This is a genomic window from Virgibacillus sp. Bac332 (genome assembly GCF_003667785.1).
Lineage (GTDB): Bacteria > Bacillota > Bacilli > Bacillales > Amphibacillaceae > Virgibacillus > Virgibacillus salarius.
Genome location: NZ_CP033046.1, coordinates 1,959,739 through 1,973,797 on the forward strand (window position 1 = coordinate 1,959,739; position 14,059 = coordinate 1,973,797).

Annotated in this window: 10 protein-coding genes; 8 read left to right on the forward strand and 2 right to left on the reverse strand. The window is 37.6% G+C overall.

The features are described from left to right. Positions 1–138: 138 nt before the first annotated feature. Complete coding sequence (locus tag D9782_RS09445; protein WP_121604606.1) at positions 139–1,491, reverse strand: aspartate aminotransferase family protein; 1,353 nt, start codon at positions 1,489–1,491, stop codon at positions 139–141. Between the two features lie 852 nt (positions 1,492–2,343). On the opposite strand from D9782_RS09445, the gene D9782_RS09450 reads away from it, so the two are divergent. Further along, the gene (locus D9782_RS09450; RefSeq protein WP_205601754.1) at positions 2,344–3,531 is read left to right on the forward strand and encodes a M24 family metallopeptidase; all 1,188 of its coding nucleotides are present in this window, start codon (positions 2,344–2,346) and stop codon (positions 3,529–3,531) included. A gap of 252 nt (positions 3,532–3,783) precedes the next feature. Here D9782_RS09450 and D9782_RS09455 read toward each other — a convergent pair whose 3' ends face one another. Further along, positions 3,784–4,752 carry a 2-hydroxyacid dehydrogenase gene (locus D9782_RS09455; protein WP_034678054.1) on the reverse strand — a complete coding sequence of 323 codons (969 nt, stop codon included), beginning with the start codon at positions 4,750–4,752 and terminating at the stop codon, positions 3,784–3,786. A gap of 505 nt (positions 4,753–5,257) precedes the next feature. On the opposite strand from D9782_RS09455, the gene D9782_RS09460 reads away from it, so the two are divergent. The 7 genes from D9782_RS09460 (at position 5,258) to D9782_RS09490 (ending at position 14,049) form a co-directional block, all read left to right on the forward strand. Then, positions 5,258–5,914, forward strand: coding sequence for a GntR family transcriptional regulator (locus D9782_RS09460; protein ID WP_121604607.1), 657 nt, complete (start codon positions 5,258–5,260; stop codon positions 5,912–5,914). 25 nt (positions 5,915–5,939) lie between these two features. Further along, positions 5,940–6,914 (forward strand): pyridoxal-phosphate dependent enzyme, encoded by a 975-nt coding sequence (locus D9782_RS09465; protein ID WP_121604608.1) that lies wholly within the window; start codon positions 5,940–5,942, stop codon positions 6,912–6,914. Between the two features lie 18 nt (positions 6,915–6,932). Next, positions 6,933–7,778 (forward strand): D-amino-acid transaminase, encoded by an 846-nt coding sequence (gene dat, locus D9782_RS09470; RefSeq protein ID WP_121604609.1) that lies wholly within the window; start codon positions 6,933–6,935, stop codon positions 7,776–7,778. 24 nt (positions 7,779–7,802) lie between these two features. Beyond that, complete coding sequence (alr, locus tag D9782_RS09475) at positions 7,803–8,945, forward strand: alanine racemase (RefSeq protein WP_121604610.1); 1,143 nt, start codon at positions 7,803–7,805, stop codon at positions 8,943–8,945. 702 nt (positions 8,946–9,647) lie between these two features. After that, on the forward strand, positions 9,648–10,607 hold the full coding sequence (locus tag D9782_RS09480) for an AAA family ATPase (protein ID WP_026679859.1): 960 nt from the start codon (positions 9,648–9,650) through the stop codon (positions 10,605–10,607). A 17-nt stretch (positions 10,608–10,624) separates the two neighbouring features. Then, on the forward strand, positions 10,625–11,872 hold the full coding sequence (locus D9782_RS09485; RefSeq protein ID WP_240455834.1) for a DUF58 domain-containing protein: 1,248 nt from the start codon (positions 10,625–10,627) through the stop codon (positions 11,870–11,872). Further along, entirely contained in the window at positions 11,869–14,049 is a 2,181-nt protein-coding gene (locus D9782_RS09490) for a transglutaminase TgpA family protein (protein WP_121604612.1), read from the forward strand. The genes D9782_RS09485 and D9782_RS09490 overlap by 4 nt, the downstream gene beginning before the upstream one ends. Positions 14,050–14,059 lie beyond the last annotated feature (10 nt).

A 14,059-nucleotide genomic window follows, 5' to 3' on the forward strand; every position in this document is an offset into this window, starting at 1 on the left:
GGTTCAACTGCCAGTAAATGTCCGATTGGTTCACCTAACCATCCGTGGGGGATAAACACACTCCTCACGGATGGAAGTTTCACTTTATCCCGCATATAACTGGCAGTAAATCCTCACTGATTGAAGTTTCACTTTATACTAAATCGCAGCAATAGCATCCTTTAGGATGGTTACTAGATAATTAATTTCATCTCTTGATATAGAAAGCGGTGGTGACATCGTTATAATATTGTTATAGCCTGCAACCGTATCGCTTGTTTTGCCAATTATGATGCCTCTTTTTCTGCAATAGTTCACGACGCCTGCAGCTATGGTTTCATCAATTGGTTCCTTTGTTTGTTTATCTTTTACAAGCTCAATACCAGCTAATAGTCCTTTACCACGAATATCACCAACATTAGGGTGCGTATACAGTTCTTGTAATTCTGCGAGCAAATATTCCCCCAGGTTCGCAGCGTTAGTGACTAAATGTTCCTCTTCCATAATCTCTAAATTTCGTATAGCAACAGCACAAGCTGCTGGGCTGCCGCCAAATGTGTTAACATGACGGAAATGATCGTATTCCTTCGTTGAGGTTTTGAATTTTTCATATATGTCACGTTTTACAGCAGTTGCTGCTAGTGGCATATATCCACTTGTTAGTCCTTTAGCCATCGTAATTATATCTGGTTTTACATCATAATGCATAAATCCGAAGGGCTTCCCTGTTCTGCCAAACCCGTTGATAACTTCATCAGCAATTAATAAGACACCGTGCTTATCACAAATCTCACGAACTTTTTTCATATAACTATCGTGGGGAACTAATATTCCGCCGCCAGTAATAATTGGCTCCATAATAAATCCAGCAATTGTTTCTTTGATCTCCCAAGTAATTGTGCGATCTAACTCATCAGCAGCTTGGTGACAGCATTGTTCATTTTCATGCGTAAAAGGGCTCCTATAGCAATCCGGCGGTGTGATATGGACGAAGCCTGATGCTAATGGTTCGTATTTATAGGCCCGTTGATTTTGTCCACCGGCTGCTAATGTAGCTAAAGTGCTACCATGATACGAGCGATAGCGTGAAATAAATTTATAGCGATTAGGTGCATCAGTCTGTTGGTAATATTGGCGGGCAATTTTGAAGGCTGTCTCATTAGCTTCCGATCCACTATTGGAATAAAAAATAACATAATCGTCGCCTAGCCATTCATTTAATTTTTCACTTAATTTTATTCCTGGTATATGACTTTGTGTTAATGGATAATAAGGCATCTCCTTTAATTGCTGTGCACAGACGTCAGCTAGTTCATCTCGACCATAACCTACATTAACGCACCATAATCCTGCCTGTGCATCAAGAAATTTATTACCGTCGATATCCGTGATCCAGATACCATCAGCTTTGGTGCTAATCATTGTACTGCTAGGGTTATATCTTTTCATGCCATGCCAAAGATACTTCTCATCTTTTTCCAACAGGTCCTCTTTTTTTATAGTTGGTTCCAATATAACAAACTCCTTTCTATAATCGGATCAAATAAAAAAGCTGAAAGTGAAAGAAGGGAAAAGTAGCAAATGTGATATATGATGAATGAGGAATAGTTACTGTAGTGATTTCAGGTTGGCTCTCTTTGTCGTTTGTCGACAAATTCAAGTTACCAATAATTAAACACAATTAAAGAAAATAGTCAATAAATTTATAAAATACAGAAAAATAATATAGACGATTAAACATTCAATTGCTATACTATTCTCAAGTGTAGTCTGTGACAAAATAAATGGGTAGAGGCAGAGATTGCTCTGTCTGCGCCCATTTTTAAATAGCATTTTCATCATTTATTGTGTTATTACATATATTTATAGTACACATTAGAAGAAAATATAACGTATTCCATACTTTTTAATTTGTGTGCATTATTTTGTATTTAATGCCGACAATCGACAGGCATGTTCTATTAATCCCACCCTTTTACCTCGCATATAACTGGCAGTAAGCGCCCCCAATAAAGTGAACCCAATATTGGTAAGAGGGGGCACTGCTAGTAAATGTCCGATTGGTTCGGGCCTACATTAGGCCACAAAGGCGTTGCCACAGGACGTGGCGAATGAAGCCTTTGTACGTGTTTGTTTTAGTAAAAACCTAATTGAGGTTTCACTTTATTTCTAATGCCTACTGTAACTGTCTTTTCAAACGCATGGGCAGTGAAAAGTTCCTCGCCCATGATTGTTAAACTTTTCCAATCATCAAAGAAATTACAATTAACAACAATATTAATTCTTGTGATATTTATATGATCTACTTTGATGTTGGTGTTGTTCACTCAAGCAGCTTCACTTTAAATGAATGGAGGGGTTTGTATGGTGTTTTTTTCTATTTCTGAATATTATGAAAGGTTAACGAAAACAAAACACCGTATGGCTAATGAAGGAATTGAGGTTTTACTTGTCACAGATCCAGCTAATATGAATTATTTAAGTGGATATGATGCATGGTCATTCTACGTACATCAATTGCTTGTCATTTTTATTGATGAGGATCAACCTTATTGGATTGGCAGAGGGCAAGATGCTAGTGCGGCTTTCCACACATCTTGGTTAGAAGCGGATCATGTATATCCATATACAGATGATTATATCCAGTCTTCCGAAAAACATCCGATGGAGTTTGTCAGTGATTTTATTAAAGCTAAAAAGTATGACAAGAAAACGATTGCAGCTGAGTTTGATGCCTACTATTTCACAGCAAAAAATTTTATGAAGCTAAAAGAAAATCTGCCTAATGCTGTATTTAAGGACGGAACAAATTTAGTAAATTGGATACGAATTATTAAGTCTGATCAGGAAATAGAATGTATTAAAATTGCATCAAAAATCGCTGAAGGGGCGATGCAGGCTGCTTTTGATTCCATTGATGCTGGAGTAAGGCAATCCGATGCTGCTGCAGCAATTGCTCATGCCCAGATCCGGGGAACAGATGATTTTGGCGGAGATTACCCTGCAATTGTACCATTATTACCAACTGGTGATCGAACTTCAGCTTGTCATCTTACGTGGACAGATGAGCTATTCCGACAAGGTGATCCGGTAATTATTGAATTATCTGGTTGCTATAAACGATATCACTCACCTTTAGCTAGAACAATCTTTCTTGGTATGCCAGATGAAAATATTCAATATATCGCAGACGTCGTAGTAGAGGGGATAAATATAACGTTAGATGCCATTCGTCCAGGTATTACTTGTGAAGAGGTAGAGGCTGTGTGGCGCAGAGTTATAGAGAAAAGTGGAATAAAAAAAGATTCGAGGCTTGGTTACTCAATGGGATTAAACTATCCCCCAGACTGGGGAGAGCATACTGCTAGTCTAAGAGCTGGCGATCATACAATCCTTAGAGAGAACATGACTTTTCATATGATACCTGGAATATGGCTTGACCATATGGGGGTTGAAATAAGTGAATCTTTTCGCATAACAGATAAAGGCTGTGAAGTGTTAGCAGATTTTCCTCGTGAATTATTAGTAAAACCTAATATTCGTTTAGCCTAAATATAGCAAAACGGTTCGTTTAAGGCAGAACGTAAGTGACTGCCTTGAACGAAGGTGGAAATAATATCCGTACTAATTTATCCCGCATATAACTGGCAGTAAGCCCCCCTCAAGCAATGAAGAGAAATCAATATAGTTAAGTGTGGGATCAACTGCCAGTAAATGTCCGATTGGTTTAAGGGCCTTTAGGTCATACCCTTGTGGTACTAACCATCCGAGGGGATAACAGCTCCCATGGATGGAAGTTTCACTTTATTTCCATACCGTATCATTAATTAAGTTTGGTGGTTTTTGTCCACGTAAACCTGCAAGCAAATTTTCGGCAGCTAATGCTGACATTTTTAATTCCGTCTCGTGAGTCGATGAACCAATATGGGGTAAGGTGACTACATTATCCATTTTCAATAAATCATTTTTAGGATCGACAGGTTCTTGTTCAAATACGTCAAGGCCTGCACCTGCGATATTGCCGTTTTTTAACGCTTGAATTAAATCCTGTTCGACAATTGTCTTTCCGCGAGAACCGTTAATGAAAATAGCTGTTTTCTTCATCAAGTTAAATTCCCGTTGACCAATCAAATGTTTTGTTTCTTTAGTTAATGGTGTAATCAGACAAACGAAATCAGAACGTTGTAATAATTGATCTAAGCTAGCGTAGGTTGCCTGAAATTTCTCTTCAGCTTCGGGCTTTCGGGTGCGGCTATGGTAGAGAATGTTCATATCAAAACCATGATGAGCTCGTTGGGCAATGGCAAAGCCGATTCTCCCCATACCAATAATACCTACTGTTTTATGATGTACATCAGTACCATAATGTCTACTATCCAGTGATTCAACCCAATTACCTGATTTTACGAGTTGATTGAGTTCGGGGAGCCTTCTAGCTGTTGATAGTATTAAGCCAAAGACCATATCAGCGACTGTATCGGTCAGAATGCCAGGAGTATTAGTTGCCATAATCTTTCTATTAGTCAATGCTTCTAAATCTAAGTTATTGTACCCAACTGAAACATTACTAACAATTTTTAAGTTTGGAGCACGATCCAATAATTGACGATCAATCTTTAAATCGAGTCCAATAATACCATCTGCTTGTTGAAGAAAAGCTAAGAAAGCTTGATCTGAATTTGTATCCACATTCTTAAAAAATTGAACGTCATGGTTTTTTTGTAAATCATCAAGCACAGGCTTTTCGACGCGTTGATAGGCAAGAATTTTCATAATAAGCTTCCCCCATTCTGTACTATCTTAAAATTAAATTACTTTCAACATAGTAGGTTCTAATAAATAAGTCAAGGTCCATTTATCCCGCATATAACTGGCAGTAAGCCCCCTCAAGCAATGAGGAGAAACCAATATAGCTAAGTGTGGGATCAACTGCCAGTAAATGTCCGATTGGTTCGTCTAACCATCCGTGGGGATAAATAAACTTCCCCACGGATGGAAGTCTCACTTTATCCCGCATATAACTGGCAGTAAGCCCCCTCAAGCAATGAGGAGAAACCAATATAGCTAAGTGTGGGTCAACTGCCAGTAAATGTCCGATTGGTTCGGGCCTACATGGAAGTAGGTCACAAAGGCGTTACCACAGACGTGGCGAATGAAGCCTTTGTACGTATTTCTTTCAGTAAAAACCGGATGGAAGTTTCACTCTATTCCCCCTCTAACTAAATACTAATGTACTTGTCGACACATTTCTAAGAGGTAAAAAAAGGAGTTAATATCAATGAATGATAATGGCGTATTACTAAAAAAGTCTTTAGGTGAATTGATTGCTGAACAACTTTGCCAAGATATTTTAATACGGAAAATTGGATTTGGTGATCGGCTGATTGAGACGGATATTGCAGAGCGATTTGATGTCAGTCGAAGTACTGTGCGAGAGGCATTGAAGATTCTTGAACAGGAGGAGTTAGTGGTTAACAGAGCTCGTAAAGGTACATTTGTCTCTATGTTTACCAATCGTGATTTAGATGAGATGACTGAATTGCGTTTAATGATTGAAACAAACGCTTTTGTGAAAGCATTAAAACACTTGGAAAAAAAGCATTTTATACAATTGCTGTCCATTATTGAAGAAATGGAGTTGGAAGCACAAAAAGAAAATTGGGACCAGTTGTTTGGTCTAGATTTAAAATTTCATCAATATGTAATTAATAGGTGTGGTAATTCACGACTCATTAAAATATATGAATCGATAGCAGTTCAGATTCGGGTATACGTTGCTCATCTGGACAAATATTATTCAAGTCCAATCTCATATTATAAAGAACATAAGCAATTATATGAGGCATTGCTTACAAAGAACGCTAAATTAGTACAAAAACAAGTGGAACAGCATATTGCATATGTGGAAGATCAACTCTTAAGAAATAGTGACTAATAGTGAATTAAGGAAAGGGTGCGATATGAGAAAGGTTGACCTGTTGGATATTTGGAAAGCTCGCAAACGGATCGCTTCTATTGCTCAGCCTACCTCACTTGTCTATTCAAATGATTTATCGGACGTAACTGGAAAATCCGTGTATTTAAAGATGGAAAATTGGAATATAACGAATTCTTTTAAAATAAGAGGTGCAGCAAATAAGATCCTTAGTTTAACTCCAATGGAAAGAGCAAAGGGGATTACTACATTTTCCACTGGGAATTTTGGAGTTAGTGTTGGTTATGTTGCAAAACAGCTTGATATCAATGCTGTTATTTGTATTTCCAATAGAGTACCCAAAGCAAAAGTTGATGTATTAAGATCTACCGGTGCTTGTGTGGAAGTAATTGGTACATCACAGGATGACGCTGAAAAATATAGTTATCAATTGCAGCGAGAACATGGATTTACTGTTATCCATCCGTTTGATGATCCGTATGTGATAGCAGGCTATGGAACAATGGGGCTAGAATTGCTAGAAACTCTGCCTGAAGTAGATACCGTACTTGCTGGCTTATCAGGAGGTGGTATGCATTCTGGTCTTGGAGTAGCATTAAAGCAAATCAATCCGAAGCTACATCTTATTGGCGTTTCTACAGAAAGAGGAGCGGCTATGTATGAGAGTATGCAGGCGGGCAAGCCAATGGAAGTTACGGAAAATAATACGCTAGCAGATAGCCTTCTTGGTGGTATTGGTTTAAATAATCAATATACATTTTCCATGGTTCAACAATATGTAAATGACATTTTATTAGTAAACGAACAGCAAATTGCTAAAGGGATGGCTTTTATGCTCGATAAGCATCATCAAGTTATTGAAGGTGCTGCAGCGGCAAGTATTGGAGCTATACTAGAAAATAAAGCTACTCTCATTGGGTCCAACGTCGTACTTATCATTAGTGGAAATCGTGTAGATACATCGGTGGTGTTAGATCTGGCAAAGAGGTATTCTCAATAACCATTAGGAGGTCTGGCGATGAATAAAATGTTATACAATCAAACGATTATGGATAGAAGTAGACTTATTGATATAGAGGATCGAGGATATCAGTTTGGTGACGGAGTCTATGAAGTTATTGGTGTGTATGATGGGGATTTTTTTCTATTGGATGATCACTTAAGAAGATTAAAAAGAAGTGCTGAAGCAATTCAAATGATGTTACCTTGTCCTATCGACACGTTGAAGGACAACTTAAAACAACTTGTAACGATGAACCAATTAAAGGAAGGTGTTGTCTATTTACAAATATCAAGAGGAGTAGCTGAAAGATGGCATCAATATCCAAGTAACGTTTCTCCTGTATTAGTTGCTTATACAAAAGTAGAAGAAACAATGAAGGAAGAAGCGAAAAATGGAGCAAAGGCAATTATAACGGAGGATATACGTTGGTTACGTTGTGACATAAAGACATTAAACTTACTACCGAATGTTATGGCCAAACAAAAGGCAGTAGAGAATAATGCGGTAGAGGCTATTCTCCATCGAGAGGGTATTATTACAGAGGCAAGTGCTTCTAATGTGTTCATTGTAAAAGATAATTGTGTAATGACACACCCAGCGAATCATTTCATTTTAAACGGTATTACAAGAATGAAAATACTTGAATTATGCTATGAAACTGGCATTCTAGTTCGTGAGTGTGCCTTTACTATAGATGATTTACGGATGGCTGATGAAGTTTTTATTTCAGCAACCAAATTAGATATTGTACCAATTGTATTTGTAAATGATCATAAGATTGGAACAGGAGAGCCTGGTGAAATCACTCGGGAGATTATCAATTGTTTTGCTGCAGCTATTCAAGACTTAAGTGAACGGTAGCTTCATTGTAAATGGGGGTAGAAAATGTTCCAATTTGTAAATACATTAGCTGCTAGTCATACAATCGCGGAAGTTAATCTTACTGCATTTCGTCATAATATAATAATGGTAAAGAAACAATTAAAAAATTGTATGATGATGGCTGTCGTGAAAACAAATGCCTATGGTCATGGGATTGTTCCCATCGCTCAGGAAGCAATCCAAGCTGGCGCAGATCGGATAGGAGTGACCAGTGTTGAAGAAGGGTCTCTACTCCGTCAATGTGGTATCCATGTCCCAATACATATTCTACCACCTATAACCTCCTCACAAGCAAAGGATGTTGTATATCATCATTTGACAGCAACGATCAGTTCAGTAGATATAGCAGAATCGATTAGTAAGATGGCTGTTAGACAGCAAAAACGCATGCCTGTTCATCTAAAATTAAATACAGGTCTGCAACGATTTGGGATCGAACCAAATGATGCACTCTCCTTTTGTAAGGCTTGTTATCATTTACCCGGGCTGTCCTGGGAAGGGATATTCACACATTTTTCTAGTGCGGATGAAGGGGACTGGGCGACAACAGAAAACCAATTTCATTTGTTTACGCAGACGACAAAGAAGCTCCATGAAGCTGGATATTCCTTTCCCGTACACCATGTAGGTGCTTCGACAATCGCGATTGAAAGAGAGGATATGCATCTTGATATGGTACGAACTGGGATTGCCCTTTATGGATATACTCCAGATCGTAGACAGGATAAGCTGATTTCGTTAAATAGAGTATTGTCTTTAAAATCAAAGCTAATTCATATAAGGTCCTTACCGCCTGGTTCTAGTGTAGGATATGGTGGAGAATATGTAACGAAAGCGAATGAGAAGATCGGCGTTCTTCCTATCGGTCATGGTGATGGCTTTAAAAGATTACTTTCTAATAATGGCCTGGTGTTGGTAAAAGGCCAATGTGTACCGATAATTGGTACAATATCCTTGGATCAAACATTTGTAAACCTGACCGCTATTCCTAATGTTCATGAAGGAGATGAAGTTGTTATTATCGGAAGCCAGCATGAGCAGATTATCTCAGCGAGAGACATTGCCGATTGGATACATAGTAATATAGATGAAGTACTTGCTAGCTTAATGAGTCGGATTAAAAGGGTGTATGTAAACGATGGATAGAAGTAAGCTGGAGCTTTTCTAAGATACATAGAAAAGATAGAAAAAGAGTATCTACTTTTTTCTCCATCTCCTATTTCATTCGCAAAATAATGAACTAGTCTATTACTCGCTATTATCCTACATATAATTGGCAGTAACCCCCGCGAATTGAATTTTCACCTTTGTAGGTATAAGTATTGTCATAAACGTTTATATTAGTAAGGAAAACTATTTAATTGTCTGCCTTTCACTAGTAGGGCTTTTTTAGTATAGTAATAGTAGGCTAATTAGAAATAGATGTTTATTTAATTAGGTTTATCCCACATATAACTGGCAGTAACACTCTCGCTTCAAATAAAGTGAAACCAATATTGGTAAGAGAGGATCGACTGTCAGTACATGTCTGATTGGTTCAAAGGCCTTTAGGTCATCCCCTTGTGGTACTCTACCAATCAGCGGGGGATAAACCAAACTTCACGGATGGAAGTTTCACTTTATAGACTAGTTAATCTCAACTTTTAGGTGTAAATATTATAAATGTGCTTTAGCAAAATTTCGCCCAATTCTTTTTAAGTCATGACAAAGGGACTAGCAAGATATGCATGATAGTAAAGAGATAAAGGGATGGATAGTAAAGGGAATTTGCATAAAATAGGTATAAATTGAACTGAAAGAATATTTAAATTACATGAAAACAACAGTTTGGCAGAGAGGGGTAAGGGTATGCAGGGTACGGCAGTATATAACGTAAAGATTGAAAAGGTATTAACTAATATAAATAAAGTAATGATTGGAAAAGAGGATGCGGCTGTTCTTAGTTTAGTAGCACTACTAGCTCAAGGGCATGTTCTCTTGGAGGATGTACCAGGTGTTGGGAAAACAATGCTCGTAAAGACAATAGCTAAATCATTAGATTGTGATTTTCGTAGAATTCAATTTACACCAGATTTGCTCCCTTCTGATGTCACAGGAGTTTCTATTTATAATCCGAAAACATTAGAGTTCGAATTTCGTGGCGGACCTATTTTGGGCAATATTATCTTAGCTGATGAAATTAATCGTACTTCCCCTAAGACACAATCTTCCCTCCTAGAATCAATGGAAGAAAAAAATGTTACCGTAGATGGAAAAACGATTGCTCTAGCTAGTCCATTCTTTGTAATGGCAACACAGAATCCAATTGAGTATGAAGGCACGTATCCACTTCCAGAAGCACAATTAGACCGATTTATTTTAAAATTAAAGATGGGTTATCCAACGTTTGGAGAGGAGCTTGAAATGCTAGAACGGAATGCTCGTGAACAACCCATTGAATCTATTGAAGCTGTACTTACTAGAGAAGAGTTAAAAGGGATACAAGAAGAAGTAACAAATGTTTATGTGGACAAAAATGTCCAGCACTATATTATCAATTTAATTTCTAGTACACGATCTAACCCGTCTATTTATTTAGGAGTTAGTCCAAGAGGATCCATCGCCCTAATGAAAGCAGCAAAAGCATATGCATACATTATGGAGCGTGATTACGTATTACCAGATGATGTTAAATTTCTTGCTCCATATGTTTTAGCACACCGAATTATATTAACCTCAGAGGCGAAATATGATGGCGTAACAGCTGATGATATCATTTCATCCATTGTTAAAAGTACTCATGTACCTATTCGGAAGGAATTTAGTTAATGAACGCTCATGTGCGAATGATACTAAATGGGCTGTTTGTTGTCTTTTTATTCCTATTATTATTCTCTTATGCAATGTTTCAGGGTGGATTCGTAAGTTGGTTCTTATTCTTTGGATTTATTCCGATTTTTTGTTATCAGATAGGGTTTCTATTACATCCCATAAAAAATTGGAAGGTGACAAGGAAGTTTTCTAGGTCGGTTGTTGGGGCAGGTGAGAGTGTGTCCGTGACCATAACGATTCGTAGGAAATTGGCTTTCCCTTTGTACTATTGCATATGTGAAGAAGTGATTCCAAGTTCGTTACGAAAATTGGATAACAAAAATGACAAGTATCGGTATATGGATAATCCTGATAAGCTAACTATTAGTCGTACTTTAAAAAAAGTCATTTTTCCTGCATTTAGACGGGAGTTTAGTTTTACTTATCAATTGGAACATGTCCCTAGAGGTGAGCATTATTTAAATGCTGTTCGCATACGTACTGGTGATTTTTTTGGTCTCGTAAAAAAGGAGCATGTGTTTCAACTTGCTGATGTATTAGTAGTGTACCCAAATGCTCGTCCAATGGTATTTAAAGAACAGATAATTAGCTTTGAGCAAGGCGCGACTACTTCTTCCGCGCTACAATTAAATAACACAAATGTGGCAACAGGAATACGAGAATACATGCCTGGAGATCGATTTTCGTGGATTGATTGGAAGCAGACAGCTAGGAAGAACACGGTTATGACAAAGGAATTTGAGCAAGAGAAGAGTATGGATATCTTACTAGTATTAGATGGCTGCTCCGATGAGCATCTTAATGATGTTACGTTTGAGGGAATGGTAGAAGTCACCTTTTCTTTAATGGAACATGTGAAAAAGCAATCTACTCAAATAGGCTTGTTAACAGTAGGAGCTAGTACAGTATATTTTCCGATACATCATGACCCATTAAAATCAGATATGGTAAGACAGCATCTTACTAGAATGAAGCCTGGTGGCAATCAATCCTTTTCGCTACAGATGCAGCGTGAACGAATGAAGATAGCTAGTGGGAGCGTTATTTTAATTATTACTAGCCATATTGATAATAACTTTAATGAAATGACTAAAAAAGTAAACCAGCGTTCAAAGCGAGTCATTGTTTTGCTCATTCAATCGCCGAAAGAAATGTCTCTTAATCAGCATTATATTCATCAACTACAGTTTGAAGGTATTCGTATTCATGTATTGTCACAACAACAGTTGATGAAAAATCCAATAGAGGTGAAAGGAAAATGATGAATCAGGAACAACGTAATTCGATATTTTACACCTCTATTTTGTATATTTGTGGCTTCATGCTATTTCTAGAATGGTTATACCCTTTACAGGAAATAACAGATACAAATAATATCATGATATTTATACTTTATGGTATCTTTTGTTTTAGTCTTTCCTTATTTCAAATAAAATGGTGGATTTCATTTATATTGAAGGGTACTGCTTTATTTATTATTATTGACAGCTTGTTTCTAGATCCGACTTTTTTAAGCCCGATGTGGTTTGAACAGTTATTTCTTGATATCTCATATAATGTACAAGCGTTATTTGCGCAAACCTGGTACGATTTGACGCCACTTTTTAGAAGTGTTCTTTTTCTTCTATTAATTTGGCTAATGAGCTACCTGCTACATTACTGGTTTGTAGTGATGAAACGAATACTGCTATTTGTTTTACTAACATTTATTTACTTAACGATATTAGACACCTTCACGGCCTATAATGGCGGATTTGCTATATTTAGAACCTTCATTGTTGCCTTTATTGCGTTAGGTATTGCTAATTTTATGAAGGAGTTGGATCGAGAATCCATTCCATTTACTTGGGTGAAGAAATCGCCTGTTTGGATATTGCCATTAATCTTAACCGTATTATTTTCTTCTGTTGTAGGATTCGCTGCTCCAAAGTTTGATCCACAATGGCCGGACCCTGTACCATTTATTACAAGCACTGCAGAGAATGCTGGTAGCTCTGGAAATAATTCGCTCATCCAAAAAGTTGGTTATGGCGAAGATGATTCACGTTTGGGTGGATCATTTGTCCAGGATTATACACCGGTTTTTCAAGCAACGGCAGAGCAAAATCATTACTGGCGAATCGAGACAAAGGATGTTTATACGGGAAAAGGGTGGGAGTTTTCTGGTAGTCCACACTATATACCATTTGAAAAGATACCACCAATGTACGATGATTCGGTAGATTCTCAGAAGTTGCAGGCAACTGTCAAGTTTCTTGGTAATCATTCGTTTGATAAATTATTACAGCCATATGGTTTTAAAGAACTCGATCCAAAAATTGCAGAGGCTTTTGTGGACGCACGTTCCGAAGCCATTCAGCTACGTAATGATGATTATGAGCTGATGGATAACATGGAAACCTATACGATTAATTATGATTATCCAACATTTGATATTACCGCATTACGAGAAGCTTCCGGTCAAGCTGATCCTTATGATTCATATTTACAGCTCCCTGATAGCCTTCCGGAACGGGTTGGCGAACTAGCGCAAGAAATTACTGCAGATAAAGAGAATCGTTATGATAAGGCAAAGGCAATTGAACAGTATTTCTCCAGTAATGGATTTACCTATCAAACGACAGAAGTTCCTGTTCCGGAGAAACACCAAGATTATGTTGATCAATTTTTATTTGAATCGCAAGCAGGCTATTGCGATAATTTTTCTACATCGATGGTAGTGCTTCTGCGAACGCTTGATATCCCAGCGAGGTGGGCAAAGGGCTTTACTGGCGGAGAATTAATTGATAAACAGTCAGGAAATAATTTATACGAAGTGACGAATGCAAATGCACATTCATGGGTAGAGGTGTATTTCCCAGAAATAGGTTGGGTGCCTTTTGAGCCGACCCAAGGATTTTCTAACCTAGCGGATTTTCAAACGTCTATTGATAATACTGGTATGCAAACAGATGATGAACAGGAACAGCAGCAACAAGAGGAGCAGGAGCTGCCTGAACAAGAAGAGCAAGCAAAGGAGCAGCCAGAGGTAGAACCTGCAGGAGCTTCACCAGAAGAAATTAAGGTTTCGATGAGGTGGGAATATATTATTATTCCAATTCTTTTGGTTGTGATTATGGTGTATATTGGATATCGTACTAGATACCATTGGCAAACTTGGTTCTTAAAGCGAAAAGTATCAAGTAATTGGAATGCAAGGAACTATCAAATTGCCTATCATTATTTATTAAAATTATTAGCACATAATGGAAATGGCAAACTTCCAGATGAAACCTTACGAGAATATGCAATGAAAATCGATCGTAAATATGAAACAAATGAAATGCGTAAGCTGACCTATCATTATGAAGAATTGCTCTATCGAGAACAAAACGAGCAAGCTCCTAAACAAGAACTTGCGCAATTATGGAAAAATTTAATCAAACGGATATTGGCTTGACCTCCGTCAT